The sequence below is a fragment of the Nocardioides sp. TRM66260-LWL genome (genome assembly GCF_020075545.1).
In the GTDB taxonomy this organism is placed as follows: domain Bacteria; phylum Actinomycetota; class Actinomycetes; order Propionibacteriales; family Nocardioidaceae; genus Nocardioides.
Map to the genome: position 1 here is coordinate 847,860 of NZ_JAIQZK010000001.1, position 13,961 is coordinate 861,820.

A 13,961-nucleotide genomic window follows, 5' to 3' on the forward strand; every position below is an offset into this window, starting at 1 on the left:
CCCGACGGCCCGCTCGTCGCCCCTCGGGGCGGTGGGCGGGCCGTCGGCGTCGGCGTCCGGGTGGGCACCGACGGCGCGCACGGGTCAGGGGAGCCGCGCGTAGAGCTCCAGGTGGGCGCGGGCGGCCGCCGTCCAGGTGTACGACGCGGCGAGGACGCGTCCGGGCGCCGGGTCGTGGTCGGTCCGGCCGTCGACGGCCTCGGCGAGCGCGCGGGCGATGCAAGGCACGTCGGCGCCGTAGCGGACGGTCGGCCCGAGCACCTCGCGCAGCACCGGGAGGTCGCGGGCCACGACGGGGACGCCGGCGGCCAGCGCCTCGAGGGCGGCCAGGCCGAAGCCCTCGCGGGTCGAGACCATCGCCAGGGCGTCGGCCTGGGCCACCAGCGTCGGCAGCTCGTCCTCGGTGAGCGTGCCGAGGACGACCGGCTCGACCCCCAACGCGGCGCAGCGGGCGTCGAAGGCTGCCCGGTAGTCGCGGTAGTCGAAGAGGGTCTCGCCGCCGCCGAAGACCAGCCGCAGGTCGTGTCCGGTCGGCTGGTCGCGGAGGCGGGCGAACGCCTCGAGCAGGTCGAGGCTGCCCTTGCGCGGCTCGATGCCGCCCAGCGCCAGCACGTAGCGGCCGAGTCGTCCGGCCCAGGCGGCGCGTCCGGCGACCGCGTCGGGTGACGCGGCGGCGGCCGCGGCGAACCTGGCGGCGTCGACGCCGTTCGGGATGACGACGGGGGAGAGCCCCCAGCCCTCGCGCACCTCCTCGGCGACGACCCGCGAGACGCAGACCCGCGCGCTGGGCGCGACGACCGCCCGCTCGTGGCAGGCGGCCAGCTCGGGGGTGGTGAAGTGGTCGAGGTGGTGGATCGTGCGCAGGCAGGGCAGGGCGGCGTTCGCCGAGATGCAGTCCTGGGCGTGCACGACGTCGTAGCGGTCGCGCTCCGCGGCGAACGCGTCGCTGAGCACCGCGATCGAGCGGGTGATGCGCCGGCCGACGTCGGCGTCGGGGTCGTCGAACGGCACCGCCCGGACACCGACGCGCGGGTCGACCGGTCGGAAGAACGTGGTGTCGCCGCCGCGGCCGAGCGTCCAGACGTCGACCTCGACGTCCGGCTCCGCGGCCAGCGCCTCCGCCAGGGCGAGGGTGTGCACGACGCCGCCGCGCGGGCGGGTCGAGTAGGTGAGCAGGGCGATCCTCACGCGTCCTCCCGGTGCCCGGCCACGGCGGTGCGATAGGCGTCCGGACGCAGCTCGGCCAGGTGGTGCAGGAGCCGACGGGAGCGGGCCACCTCGGCCGCGACGTCGACCTCCGCCACCGCCAGGCCGCCCTTGGACGACGTGCGCGCCAGCACGTCCCCGCCCGGTCCGACGATCTTCGCCTGACCGAGGAAGCGCAGCCCGCCGAGCACGCCGGTCTGGTTCGACGAGACCCACACGACCTGGTTCTCCGCGGCCCGCGCGCAGTCGTAGAGGTCGAAGAGCCGCGACTGGCGGTCCTGGGGCAGCCGGGACGCCCGGTCGGTGACCGACGCCGGCCACGCCGACAGGCAGGCGATGGTCTGGGCGCCGTCGAGGGCGAGGGCGCGGGCGGCCTCGGGGAAGGTCTTGTCGTAGTCGATCAGCAGCCCGAGCCGGCCGACGGGGGTCTCGAAGGCCGCGAACTCCTCGCCGGCGGCATAGACGAGCGACTCGCCGGCCGGCTGGTGCACCTTGCGGTGACGACCGAGGACGCCGTCCCCGCTGAGGCACAGGGCGGTGTTGAACAGCCGCTCGGTGCCCGAGGCCGCCGCGCCGTCGCGCTCGGTGAGGCCGACGCAGACCACCATCGGCCCCGCGAGGGCGGCCAGCCGACGCACCGGCAGGTCGTCCTCCGTCAGCGCCGGAGGCAGCGCGGCGGGGTCGGGACGGCGCAGGTCGGAGAGGTAGCCGCCAAGGGTCGCGTCGGGCAGGGCGAGCAGCTCGACGCCGGCTGCGCGCGCGTCGCCGAGGATGCCCTCGAGCTTCGCGAGCGCCCGGTCGAGATCGCGTCCGAAGTGCGCGGCCACCGCCCCGATGCGGGTCACGACGCCGGTCGCTCGCCCGCCAGGATCGCCACCGCGGAGAGCTCGCGCCGCTCTGCGAGCCGCGCGGCACGCTGCTCGAGGATGCGCTCGACGAGGTGCTCGGCGTCGCGCGCGATGCCGTGGAAGCGGCCGGAGCCCCAGGTGTGCAGCCAGGGCAGGCCGAGCACGTAGAGGCCGTCCGACGGCGTCACGCCGCGCTCGTGCGCGGGCCGCCCGGAGCCGTCGAAGACCGGGACGCCGACCCAGCGGTAGTCGGGCCGGTAGCCGATGGCCCACACGATGCTGGTGACGCCCTCGGCGACGAGGTCGAGCGCGAGCGGCTCCTCGTCCGGCTCCCACACCGGCGCGTACGGCTGGGCCGGCGGGGCGTCGACGCCCTGCGCCTCGATCCAGCGGTCGATGTCGCGGTTGATCGAGGAGTAGACGGCGTCGGCGGCGTCGAGCGCGGCGCGCAGGGTCGGCTGGAAGGCCAGCTGCGTGCCCCGACCGCCGTCGAGCAGCCCGTAGAGCCGCATGCCGTCGCGGGCGAAGGCGCGCAGGTCGACGTCGCGGCCGCCGTCGCGTCCGGTGACGTAGTGGTTGGTCTTCTCCCTTGCGGCCAGGCCGCCGGGGTAGCGGGCGACGGGCGTGTCGTAGAGCCCCATCTCGGCCAGCCAGGTCATGCAGTCGCGACCGCGGTGGAAGCGGGCGACCCGCGGTGCGTCGCCCACGGCGAGGTGCACCTGGCGTCCGGCGAGGTGGAGGTCCTCGGCGATCTGCGCGCCCGACTGCCCGGTGCCGACGACCAGCACGGCGCCCTCGGGCAGCCCGCCGGGGTTGCGGTAGTCGGCCGACTGCAGCTGGAGGATCGACGGATCCAGTGCGGAGGCCCACGGCGGGACGATCGGCGTGTGGTAGCCGCCGGTGGCGATGACGACCTGCGCCGCCTGCCAGGCCTCCGGGCCGTCGGGGCCGGTCGCGTCGACCTCGTAGCCGTCTCCGTCGGCGGCGGGGCGCAGGGCCGTGACGCGGGTGTGCTCGCGCACCGGCGGGTCGAAGGAGGCGACGTAGCCGGCGAGCCAGGCGACCACCTCGTCGCGGGTCATGAAGCCGTCGGGGTCGGGGCCCTCGTAGGCGTAGCCGGGCAGCCGGCAGTGCCAGTTGGGCGTCACGAGGGTGAAGGAGTCCCAGCGGGTGTCGGCCCACTCGTGGGCCGCCGTGTGCGCCTCGAGCAGCACGTGGTCGACGCCCTCGCGGGTGAGCAGCCAGCTGGTCGCCAGGCCGGCCTGGCCGGCGCCGACGACGAGCACCTCGGTGCGGTTCACGACGCGCTCCCGTCCCGGCCGGCAGCCCGGGCGGCCTCGACGGGCAGCGGCGGCCACATGCGCAGCACCTCGACCTGCCCCGTCGGCTGGCGCCGGGCGACCGAGCGGACGGCGTCCAGCGTGGCGGCCGCCGACGTGCAGGCGAAGCCGTACCGGGCGCGGACGCGCTCGCTGGCGATGCCGAGCGCGGTGGCGGTGCGCTCGACGAACTCGGCGACCTCGTACCGCGCGCCGGCCGCGAGGTGGTCGTGCAGCACGAGGGACGGCGAGTAGCAGTCCTGCACGCGGCCGTCGGGCCAGCGCACGGTCATGGTCATCTCAGGCATCGACGGTCTCCCGGAGGGCGGCGTAGGCGGCCGGACGGCGGTCGCCGAGGTGGAACATCGCGCGGCGCGCGGTGCTGAGGGTCTCGTCCAGGTCGAGACGGGCGACGGCGAGGCCGGAGCCGATGCCGGTGTCGGCGAGCACGTCGCCGCCCGGGCCGATCACCTTGGCGTGGCCGACGAACCGCAGCCGGCCGAAGGTGCCGGTCTGGTTCGCCGAGACCCAGACGACCTGGTTCTCCAGCGCGCGGGCGGCGTCGAAGAGGTTGTGGCGGTGGGTCCAGCGGTCGTCGGCGAGGCTCTCGGCCGTGGCCGTGCGGGACGCCGGCCATGCCGAGATGCAGGCGATCGTGCGGGCGCCGTCCAGCGCGAGCGCGCGGGCGGCCTCCGGGAAGGCCTTGTCGTAGCAGATCAGCAGGCCGAGCCGTCCGACGGGCGTGTCGTGGGCGGCGAAGCCGTCGCCGGCGTCGTAGAAGAGGTGCTCGCCCAGCGGCTGGTGCACCTTGCGGTGGACGCCGTGCACGCCGTCGCCGCTGAGCGCGACGGCCGAGTTGAACCGGCGGGAGCCGTCGCTCTCGCAGAGCCCGACCACGAGGGTCATCTCGCGGGCGATCCGCACCAGGGCGGCGATCTCGGGGCCGTCGACGTCCATCGCCGGCGGCAGGCTGTCGGGCGCCTCCGCGTGGCTGCCGTCGCGTCCGGAGCCGAGCGTGGAGAGGTAGCCGCCCAGGCAGGCCTCGGGCAGGGCGAGCAGCCGGACGCCGCGGGCGCGGGCCGCGGCCACGTGCCGGCCGATGAGGGCGAGGTTCTCCCCGACGTCGCGGCCGAAGTGGTCGGCGACCGCGGCGAGGCCCAGGGCGCCGGGGGTGCTCCCGGGAGTCGTGCCGGGAGTGGTGCCGTGGGTGCTCATGCCGCCCCCAGCCCGGTGACGGGGCCCTCGACGGCCTCGGTGACGACGCCGTCGGGCCAGCGCAGCCCGACGCCGGCGCCCGGCTCGAGGCCGCCGCAGACGGCGCTGGAGAGGAAGCCGGCGTCCGGGGGGAGCACGGGGTCGGGACGTCCGGCGGGCTCCGCGGTGATCATCGCGAAGCCGGGGAAGCAGGTGAGCCAGTCCGCGGCGCGGGCGTCCGCGGGGACCGGGACGGCGGCGACGTCGAGCACGGCCCGGCAGCCGCTGGCCTCGGCGAGCATGCCGGCGGTGCCGACCAAGCCGCTCATCGAGACGTCCTTGGCGGCGCTCGGCGCCAGGGCCGGGACGACGCCGCGCAGCGCCCGCAGCTCGGTGGGGGTGCGGTGGCTGGTGGAGTCCCACTGCGTGGCGCCCTGGCCGCGGCGCCAGCCGCCGCCGAGGTCGGCGGTGAGCCGCAGGACCTCGCCGGGGGAGCCGCCGCCCCCGGGCACGGGAGCGTCGACCCGGCCGAGCGCGGTGACCGACAGCGCGGCGTTGACGCCGAGCTGGGTGTGGCCGCCGAGCACGGGCACGCCGTAGGCGTCCGCGGCGTCGGCGAGGCCGCGCAGGATGCGCCGGGCGAACGAGGCGTCGCGGGCCGCGACGGCGTCGAGCAGGCCGAGCGGCTCGGCGCCCATGGCCAGCACGTCGTTGACGTTGACGAGCACCGCGCACCAGCCGGCCCACTCGGGGTCGCGCTCGACCATCGAGGGGAGGATGGCGTCGCAGGCGGCGACCATCCCGGGCGCGGTGCCGACGCCGACGCCGACGCCGGTGCCGGGCACGAGCGCGGCGTCGTCGCCGCGCAGGTCGGGGCCGAGCAGCGCGCCGACGAGGGAGCCGAGCGGCTCCTTGGTGGCCGCGACCAGCCGCTGCACGCGGGCGATCGGCCAGTCCATGACGACGTGCGGACGTCCCGCCACCTCGGCGGTCGCGACGGCCCGCCAGCCGAGTCGCTCGAAGAGCGGCACGTGGGTGGGCTGCACGGTGGCGTCGAAGCGCAGGGCGCCGGCGGACTCCGCGGCCGCGCAGGCCGCACGCACCAGCGCCGAGCCGACGCCGGCCGTCGGGCCGCGTCGGGCCCCTGCCGCGACGACCAGTCGGCCGCCGCGCCACCAGCCGAGGTCGCGCTCGTCGGGGGCGTCCGGGTGGACGACGGGGTGCAGCCGCACGCCGCCGACGACGGCGCCGTCCGGCGTGAGCGCCACCAGCACGCGGGTGCGCGGGTCGTCGTCGATCGCGTCGCGGTCGGAGCCGACGAACAGCCCCTGCTCCTCGACGAACGCGGCATGGCGCAGGGCGCGGTGGGCGGCGAGCAGCCGCGCGTCGGCCTCGACGATGGTGAACGGAGCGGACGCGGAGGCCGGGCGCACGCGGCCGAGCAGGACGACGTCGCGCGGGTCGCGCACCTGGACGCTCACGACGCGGTCTCCTGACAGGCGGCCGCGCCGGACGACTCCAGCGCGGAGCAGGCGCCGCACGCCGCGCAGCCGGCGGCCTGGTCGGCGCCGGACATGCCCGCGGCGCGCAGGGCGGCCGCCACCCGGGCGGTGACGCGGTAGGTGGTCTCGGCCGGCGGCGCCGTGGCGCCGTCGACCTCGGTGGCGAGCGTGCCGGCCAGCGGCCGGAACGGGACGACGAACGGGTAGACGCCCATCGCGATCAGCTCCTCGGCGCCGGCGATCAGCTCGTCGGGGTCCTCGCCGAGGCCGACCATGAGGTACGTCGAGACCTGGTTCCAGCCGAAGACGCGCACCGCCTCGGCCCAGGCCGCGCGGTACTCCGCCATCGGCACCGAGCCCTTGCCGGGCATCCAGCGGCGCCGCACCTCGTCGTCCAGCGACTCCACGTGGATGCCGATGGAGCGGGCGCCCGCCTCGTGCAGCTCGGCGATCACGCCGAGGTCGGCGGGCGGCTCGCACTGCACCTGGATCGGCAGGTCGGGCACGGCCTCGTGCACGGCCCGCACGCAGCGGGCGAGGTGCACCGCGCCGCGGTCGCGGCCACGCGAGGTGCCGGTGGTCATGACCATCTGCGTGACGCCGTCGAGCTCGACGGCGGCGCGCGCCACCTCGGCCAGCTGGGCCGGGGTCTTGACCGCGATCGTCGCGCCGCTGGCCAGCGACTCCTCGATCGCGCAGAACCGGCAGCGCTCGGACTCGTCGTACCGGGCGCAGGTCTGGACGACGGTGGTGGCGAGCACGCGGTCGGAGTGCAGCCGGGCGATCTGCTCGTAGCGGACGCCGTCGGCGGTTGTCAGGTCGTAGAAGCGGGGTCGGGCGACGGCCTCGACGCCGACGCCGGTGTCGGCGCCGTCGAGCAGCAGGCGTCCGCCCCTGACGGAGTAGGGACTGCGCGGGTTGAGCGGGACGGCCGCGCCGACCCCGTCCAGCAGCAGGTGCCCGTCGTCGCTCGGCCCCGCTCCCGCGCGGCGGGAGACGGGTGCGTCGAGCAGACGGATGCCCTGGATGGCGATGTCGACGCGCGTGCGTCCGGACGGGGTCGGGGCGGTCATCGCGCGGTCACAGGTTGTAGGTGGAGTTGATGATGGCGCCCTTGCGGGCGTAGTGGATGATCGCGTCCTGCACGTCCAGCGGGTGCGCCGGCACGACGCCCTCGATGAGGTCCTCCTCGCGCAGGCCGTGCAGCGCCATGCCGAAGCGACAGCAGAAGACCGTGCCGCCCTCCTTGATGTAGGTCTCGATGGCGCCGTTGAGGTTGAGCTCGCCCGGGAAGCCGGCGTCGCCCATGGTCGGGAAGCCGCGGCTGGCCATGCACGCGAGCGTGCCGGGGCCGTAGAAGTAGATGGCGGTGTCGAAGCCCTTGCGCAGCGCGCGGGTGGCCTGGAGGACGGCCACGAAGCTCACCGACGACTCGTGCGGGATGCCGTGGATGAGGGTGAAGTACGACTCGCCCTCCTCGGCCTGGTAGTCCGGGAAGATCTTGGTGGAGCCGTAGAGGTTGGTGCCCGGGGGCTGGGAGGGGTGCGGGATCTCCGCGACGGACGTCTGGATCGCCGCCATGATCTCGTCGTCGAACTGGGCCATCGGTGCTCCTGGTGTCTCGGGCCGGGTGTCGGGTGGTGCGGGTGGTGCCGTGGTGCTGCGGTGCGGTCCCTCGGGGAGGGCTGCCGCGACGTCCGCTCAGCCGTAGAGCTGCTCGAAGGTGCCGCGGAAGAACTGGTGGGCGAGCTCGCCGTCGCCCGCGGCGTCGGCGAGCCGGTGGAACTCGCCGGCGAAGTCGCCCCAGGGCGTGTCGGTGGCGAACAGGACGCGGTCGTGTCCGACGCCGCGACGCTCGATCTCCTGCACGAGCCAGCGCGGCGCGAAGCCGATCGCCCAGCTGGTGTCGGTGTAGACCTGCTTGCCGGCGTCGATCCAGTCGAAGAGCCGGTGGCCGATCAGCTTGAGGTGGCCGCTCATGCCGCCGCCGAGGTGCACCAGGTGGATGCGGGTGGCGTCGCCGTACTGCTCGACCAGCCGGCCGATGCGATCGACGTCGGACGCGGCGCCGGGCGAGGTGTGCAGGTGCACGGTGAGGTCGTGGGCGGCGGCGGTGGTGAAGATTCGGTCGAGCTGCTCGGCGCAGTCGGGATCGTCGGGCGCGCCGCCGAGCAGGAAGCTGGTCTTGAGCGCCCGGACGCCGTGCTCCCCGACCAGCGCGAGAGCGCCGTCGTTCCGCGCGGCGTCGGACGCCTTCGGGCTGACCCACAGCCCGCACGAGACGCGCTCGTCGCGCTGGGCGGCATCGAGGGCGAGGTGGTTGAGGCCGAAGGCGACGTCGGGGTCCGGCACGCCGTAGTTCGGCAGCACCAGGCAGCGCTCCACTCCCTCGGCGTCCAGGCTTGCGAGGAACTCCTCGACGGTGGCCTTCGCGGTGGTGTCGGGGGTGATCGGCGGGCCGCCGTAGAACCCGTACGACGGCAGCGCGCCGATGTGGCGGTGGGCGTCGTGCGGCCGGATCTGCATGACGTCAACGTTGAGGGCGGGATGTTTCCGACTGGTTCCGGCCGGAACACGATCGCGCTCCCGGTCGTAAGGTCCACGTGAACGACGACGCCGCGGCGCTCGGCGCCTTCGGCCCACGCCGACCGCGACCTACGGTCGCGGCATGGCCGTCATGACGATCGGCCGGGCGTTCTCCCGGCTCGCGCAGCTCGCCCCCGACGCCGTCGCCGTGCGCTGCGGGGACGAGGTGCTGACGCGGGCCGGGCTGGAGCGCCACGCGTCGGCGCTGGCGTCCCGCTGGGTGCGCGAGGGCCTCGAGCCCGACGACGTCGTCGCGGTCGCGCTGCCCAACGGCGTCCCGTTCGTCGTCGCGTGCGTGGCGGCGTGGAAGGCCGGCGCGTGCGTGCAGCCGGCCCGTCCGGATCGTCCGGTGCCGGGCCGGCCCGCGCTCGTGGTGGGGCCGTCGACCTCGCTGGAGGCCGAGCCGGGCGCGCCGCCCCCGGATCTCGCCGCCGCCCACTGGAAGGTCTCGCCGACCAGCGGCAGCACCGGGGAGCCGCGGCTGGTGTGGGCGCCGGCGCCGGCGCGGATCGACCCCGAGCGGTGCGTCCCGGAGTTCATGCCGCCCACCGGCGTGCAGCTGGTCGCGGGTCCGCTCGGGCACGCGGCGCCGTTCACCTACGCGATGCGCGGGCTGATGAGCGGACACGAGCTGGTGCTCCTGCCGGCGTTCGAGCCGGACGCCTGGCTCGCGGCGGCGGAGTCGCACGCCGTCACCTGGGCGCTGGTGACGCCGTCGATGATGCGGGCGGTGCTGCCGGCCCTGTCGTCGCCGCCGGTGCCTGCGCTGCCCGCGCTGGAGCGGGTCGTGCACCTCGGCGCGCGCTGCCCGGAGCCGGTGAAGCGGGCCTGGCTCGACTGGCTCGGCCCCGAGCGGGTCTGGGAGGTCTACGCCGGCACCGAGGCGTACGGCCTGACGCTGGTGGGCGGCCGGGAGTGGCTCGAGCACCCGGGCACGGTGGGGCGCGGCATCGCGGGCACCCGGCTGCGCATCGAGCGCGCCGACGGCACGCAGGCACCGACGGGGGAGGTCGGCCTGGTCATGATGCGCCGCTCCGACGACATGCCGTGGCGCACCCAGGGGGACCTCGGACGGCTCGACGCCGACGGCCGGCTGCATCTGGCCGATCGCGCGGCCGACGTGGTGCGCCTCGGCGACCGCGACGTCCACCCGGCCGACGTGGAGGAGGTGCTCGAGGCGCACCCCCGCGTGCGGGCCGCGGTGGTCGTCGGACGGGACGGCGTGCTGACGGCGGTGGTGCAGCCGATCGCGCCCGACGCGGTGGCGCTCGACGGTCCGGACGGGCTGCTGGCCTGGTGCGAGCGGCTGCCGCTGGGGCTGCGACCGGCCGCTGTCGTCCTCACCGACGAGGACCTGCGGGACGAGCTCGGCAAGGCGCGCCGCTCGCGGTGGCGGTGAGCGCCGGTGGTCGAGCTTGTCGAGACCCCCGCACCCGAATGCTGACGGCGACGGGTAGTCGGCCAGCCGTGGTCGGCTCGCCGCTTGTCGCTGGTCGCCGTGGCGGTCATGGCACTCGGTGGTCGCTCGCCGTCTCGGTACAGCGGGTGTTCCCCGTTCGCCGTCGCCGGCTGCGCCGTTCGTCTCTCTCAGTTGTCCATGGCTGAGGTTCTCAAAACCCCGCCTGATCTGGGGATATCCACTTCTCTTCGAACGCTTGTTCGCATAGAATCAAGCCATGCCCTCTCGGACCCCTCGGCTGCTGCGCGACAGCGACGCCCTGCGCGCTGCCATGGCCGCGCGGGCTGCCGAGGAGCAGTCGGCCCGCGAGGTCTTCATCGCCGCCGCCGATTGGGCGATCGCGCACGTGGCCGGCAGCGGTGACGTGGCGGGCTACGTCATCGACACCGGGATGATGCTCCCCGTCGCCGGCCCGGGCGCACCGGAGGTGCAGGAGCACGCGGTCACCGAGTTCACCACCGCGATCGGGATGACCCAGCAGGCCGGGTCGTTCTACGTCGGGCACGCCCTCGAGGCGTGCGTCCGACTCCCGCGGGTGTGGTCTCGCCTGGTGAAGGGCGAGCTCGCGGTGTGGCAGGTCCGCCGGATCACCGAGGACACCATCCCGCTCTCTGCTGAGGCCGCTGACCTCGTGGACGCGCGGATCGCGGCCTACGCGCACCAGGTGTCCCGGAATCAGATCAGCAACATCTGCCGGGTCGCCCAGGAGCACACCGACCCCGAGGAGGCGATCCTGCGTCAGGCCCGCGAAGCCGAGCACCGCCGGTTCGACGTCTGGCTCGGCCAAACCGGCTTCGACGGCACCGTCGACGTCAGCGCGATCCTCGACCAGCCCGACGCCGCCGACCTCGAACGCGCTATAGCAGCCCTGGCCGAGCAGCTCAAGAAGGCCGGCTCCGAGGAGACGCTGGACGTCCGGCGCGCGAAGGCCGCGGGCATGCTCGCCCGCGGCGAGCATGCACTTCCGCTCGACACCTCCGCGGCCGAGACGACCACGAGGACGCGCTCACGGCATCTCACGCTCTACGTGCACCTGTCGGTCGACGCGGTCACCGGAGCCCTCGGCGACGTCGCCCGGAGCGAGGCGACCCGCTCGCCGCTCGGCATCGACGTCATCAAGGCGTGGTGCCAGGCCGCCGGGACCAGCGTCACCGTCCGGCCGATCCTCGACCTCGGGCCGAGCGGTACAGCGACGCCTACGAGGTGCCGGACCTGATCCGCGAGCAGATCATCCTCCGCGACCACACCTGCGTCTTCCCGTACTGCCGCCGACCCGCCCGGTCCTGCGACGCCGACCACATCGACCCCTACGAGGCCGGCGGCCCGACCGCGTCATCCAACCTGGCGCCGCTGTGCAGGAAGCACCACCGCCACAAGACCCACGACGGCTGGAGATACAAGCCAGCAGGACCCGACCAACCCGGGGTCTACCTCTGGCGCAGCCCGAACGGCGTCCGATTCCGACGCGACCGCCACGGCACCACCCTCCTCGACCCACCCGAGCCCGACGGCGGCTGAGCCCCACCGCTACGCACGCCCCACAGCCCGACACCACCCGGTGATCGGGCTGCCGGCGCGCCCGGAGCCTCAGAGCTCGGCGACGACGACGTCGAGCCGGGTGCCCTTGGCGGTGGGGTCGGCCACCTCGACGGTCCAGCCGAGGTCGCGGATGGCGTCGGCGAGCGCGAGCGGAGTGCGGGGAGCCGCGCCGTCCTCGAGCAGGGCGCGGACGATGCGGCCCTTCGTCGCCTTGTTGAAGTGGCTGACGACCTTGCGTGCGCCGTCCACCTCGTGCAGCACGCGGACGGTCGCGAGGCGTGGGCCCACCTCGGGGCCCGGACGCCAGAACGCGGCGTAGGAGGTCGAGCGCAGGTCGACCAGCAGACCCGAGCCGAGCGCGTCGAGCACCGCGTCGCCGAGCACCTCGCGCCACACGCCGGCGACGGGCCCGAGTCCGGGGAGCGTGGTGTCGCCGGAGAGCCGGTACGACGGGATGCGGTCGCTGGGCCGGACCAGGCCGAAGAGGCTCGACACGACGCCGACCCGGGCCGTGGCGCGGCGGCGCGCGGCGGGGGAGAGCGAGGCCAGGCCGAGCGCGTCGTACAGCACCCCGGTGTAGACGGCGTCGGCTCGCGCGGTCGGCGCGCTGCGGAGACCGGCGTCCAGCTCGACCAGGTCGTGCTGGGTGGGTCCGATGCCGAGCACGGCGGCGGCCGCGGCGGGGTCGCCGCTGCAGAGCCCGACGAGGGCGTCGAGCACCCGGACGCGAGCGTCGGTGAGCGTGGGGGAGGAGAGCGAGCCCAGGTCGAGCGGGGCGCCGCGCCGCGGCACCGCCTTGCCCTCGCTGGGCGGCAGGAGGATCAGCATGGTGTGGCTATGGTGCCCCCATGCCGAGCAATCGCGTGCTCCGGGTCCGCTCCTCCGTGCCACCGCTCGGCGACGGCGTCGCCGCCCTCCAACGCGAGCTCGAGCTGCCGGGATCGTTCCCGGACGAGGTGCTGGCGGCGGCGCAGGCGGCGGCCGCCGCGCCGCGTCTGCCCGACCTCGACCGCACGGACCTGCCGTTCGTGACGATCGACCCCGAGGGCGCTCGCGACCTCGACCAGGCGCTCCACCTCGACCGCGACGCCGACGGCTACGTGGTGCACTACGCCATCGCCGACGTCGCGGCCTTCGTCTCCCCGGGCGACCCGATCGATCGCGAGGCGCACCGACGGGGGGAGACCCTCTACGGGGCCGACGCGAAGATCCCCCTGCACCCGGCGGTGCTGAGCGAGGACGCCGCGTCCCTGCTCGCCGGGCAGGTGCGCCCCGCGCTGCTGTGGACCCTGCGACTCGCCCCCGACGGGAGCCTGCGCGAGGCGAGCGTCGAGCGCGCCCGCGTCCGCTCGACCCGGCAGCTGGCCTACGACGAGGTGCAGGCGCTGGTCGGCACGCCCGACGAGCCGGCGTGGCTCCGGCTGCTCGGCGAGGTCGGACGGCTGCGCCAGGAGCGCGAGGCCGAGCGCGGCGGCATCTCGCTCGCGCTCCCCGAGCAGGAGGTCGACGTCGCCGACGGACGATGGAGCCTGGCCTTCCGCCGCCAGAGCCCGGTGGAGGAGTGGAACGCCCAGATCTCCCTGCTGACCGGCTTCGCGGCCGCCGAGATGATGCTGCGCGCCGGCGTCGGCCTGCTGCGCACCCTGCCGCCGGCCGACCCGCGCGACGTGGAGCGACTGCGTCGCACCGCGGCGGCCCTCGGCCTGCACTGGCCCGACGACGTGCCGCACCCCGAGCTGATCCGTGCGCTGGACCCCGGTCGACCCGCCGACGCCGCCATGCTCGTCGCCTGCACCCGCCTGCTCCGCGGCAGCGGCTACACCGCCTTCGACGGGGAGGCGCCGGCGCAGGCGCAGCACGCGGCCCTGGCCGCCGCCTACGCCCACGCGACCGCGCCGCTGCGTCGGCTCGGCGACCGCTACGTCGGCGAGGTCTGCCTCGCGATCTGCGCCGACGTCCCGGTGCCCGACTGGGCCCGGCGAGCGCTGCCCGCGCTGCCGGACGAGCTGGCGGCGGCCGGACGCCGGGCGTCGGCCTACGAGCGCGGCCTGCTCGACCTGGTCGAGGCCGCGGTGCTGGCCGGCCGGGTCGGCGAGCGCTGGCACGGCACGGTCGTCGACGTGCGCGACGACGTCCGCGGCACGGTGATGATCGCCGACCCCGCGGTCGAGGCCCGGGTCGACGCCGCCCCCGGTGCCCGGCTGCCGCTGGGGGAGGCGATCGAGGTCGAGCTGGTCGAGGCCGATCCGGCCCGCCGCACCGTCCGCTTCGCGCAGACCTCCGCGATCGGGTGATTCCCCCGAGCGCG

Annotated in this window: 14 protein-coding genes; 4 read left to right on the forward strand and 10 right to left on the reverse strand. The window is 75.5% G+C overall.

The genetic code is table 11. The annotated features are described in order from the left end of the window. Positions 1-84 precede the first annotated feature (84 nt). The 9 genes from K8Z61_RS04070 to K8Z61_RS04110 all read right to left on the reverse strand — a co-directional run bounded on the left by K8Z61_RS04070 (position 85) and on the right by K8Z61_RS04110 (position 8,595). Positions 85-1,188 (reverse strand): MSMEG_0565 family glycosyltransferase, encoded by a 1,104-nt coding sequence (locus tag K8Z61_RS04070; protein ID WP_224126790.1) that lies wholly within the window; start codon positions 1,186-1,188, stop codon positions 85-87. Continuing rightward, the gene (locus tag K8Z61_RS04075; protein ID WP_224126792.1) at positions 1,185-2,051 is read right to left on the reverse strand and encodes a carbon-nitrogen hydrolase family protein; all 867 of its coding nucleotides are present in this window, start codon (positions 2,049-2,051) and stop codon (positions 1,185-1,187) included. The genes K8Z61_RS04070 and K8Z61_RS04075 overlap by 4 nt, the downstream gene beginning before the upstream one ends. Further along, positions 2,048-3,355, reverse strand: a complete 1,308-nt coding sequence (locus tag K8Z61_RS04080) for an MSMEG_0569 family flavin-dependent oxidoreductase (RefSeq protein WP_224126793.1) — start codon at positions 3,353-3,355, stop codon at positions 2,048-2,050. The genes K8Z61_RS04075 and K8Z61_RS04080 overlap by 4 nt, the downstream gene beginning before the upstream one ends. Then, a complete protein-coding gene (locus K8Z61_RS04085; RefSeq protein ID WP_224126795.1) occupies positions 3,352-3,681 on the reverse strand; it encodes an MSMEG_0570 family nitrogen starvation response protein in 330 nt (109 codons plus the stop codon). The genes K8Z61_RS04080 and K8Z61_RS04085 overlap by 4 nt, the downstream gene beginning before the upstream one ends. Beyond that, positions 3,674-4,588 carry a carbon-nitrogen hydrolase family protein gene (locus K8Z61_RS04090; protein ID WP_224126797.1) on the reverse strand — a complete coding sequence of 305 codons (915 nt, stop codon included), beginning with the start codon at positions 4,586-4,588 and terminating at the stop codon, positions 3,674-3,676. The genes K8Z61_RS04085 and K8Z61_RS04090 overlap by 8 nt, the downstream gene beginning before the upstream one ends. Next, entirely contained in the window at positions 4,585-6,048 is a 1,464-nt protein-coding gene (locus tag K8Z61_RS04095; protein WP_224126798.1) for an MSMEG_0567/sll0787 family protein, read from the reverse strand. The genes K8Z61_RS04090 and K8Z61_RS04095 overlap by 4 nt, the downstream gene beginning before the upstream one ends. Continuing rightward, entirely contained in the window at positions 6,045-7,142 is a 1,098-nt protein-coding gene (locus K8Z61_RS04100) for an MSMEG_0568 family radical SAM protein (RefSeq protein WP_224126800.1), read from the reverse strand. Before K8Z61_RS04100 ends, K8Z61_RS04095 begins: the two co-directional genes overlap by 4 nt. 7 nt (positions 7,143-7,149) lie before the next feature. Next, positions 7,150-7,674 carry an MSMEG_0572/Sll0783 family nitrogen starvation response protein gene (locus K8Z61_RS04105; RefSeq protein WP_224126801.1) on the reverse strand — a complete coding sequence of 175 codons (525 nt, stop codon included), beginning with the start codon at positions 7,672-7,674 and terminating at the stop codon, positions 7,150-7,152. Positions 7,675-7,770: 96 nt separating this feature from the next. Further along, positions 7,771-8,595 carry an amidohydrolase family protein gene (locus K8Z61_RS04110; RefSeq protein WP_224126802.1) on the reverse strand — a complete coding sequence of 275 codons (825 nt, stop codon included), beginning with the start codon at positions 8,593-8,595 and terminating at the stop codon, positions 7,771-7,773. 142 nt (positions 8,596-8,737) lie between these two features. Between K8Z61_RS04110 and K8Z61_RS04115 the strand changes: the two genes are divergently transcribed. From K8Z61_RS04115 to K8Z61_RS04125, 3 genes are all read left to right on the forward strand, one after another. Continuing rightward, the gene (locus tag K8Z61_RS04115; RefSeq protein WP_224126804.1) at positions 8,738-10,054 is read left to right on the forward strand and encodes an AMP-binding protein; all 1,317 of its coding nucleotides are present in this window, start codon (positions 8,738-8,740) and stop codon (positions 10,052-10,054) included. 277 nt (positions 10,055-10,331) lie between these two features. Then, entirely contained in the window at positions 10,332-11,330 is a 999-nt protein-coding gene (locus K8Z61_RS04120) for a 13E12 repeat family protein (RefSeq protein ID WP_224126806.1), read from the forward strand. Then, entirely contained in the window at positions 11,318-11,632 is a 315-nt protein-coding gene (locus K8Z61_RS04125; protein ID WP_224126808.1) for an HNH endonuclease signature motif containing protein, read from the forward strand. The genes K8Z61_RS04120 and K8Z61_RS04125 overlap by 13 nt, the downstream gene beginning before the upstream one ends. A 69-nt stretch (positions 11,633-11,701) precedes the next feature. On the opposite strand, the gene yaaA is transcribed toward K8Z61_RS04125, so the two are convergent. Further along, entirely contained in the window at positions 11,702-12,481 is a 780-nt protein-coding gene (gene yaaA, locus K8Z61_RS04130; protein ID WP_224126810.1) for a peroxide stress protein YaaA, read from the reverse strand. Between the two features lie 20 nt (positions 12,482-12,501). Between yaaA and K8Z61_RS04135 the strand changes: the two genes are divergently transcribed. Further along, positions 12,502-13,947, forward strand: coding sequence for an RNB domain-containing ribonuclease (locus tag K8Z61_RS04135; protein ID WP_224126812.1), 1,446 nt, complete (start codon positions 12,502-12,504; stop codon positions 13,945-13,947). The last annotated feature ends 14 nt before the right edge of the window (positions 13,948-13,961 follow it).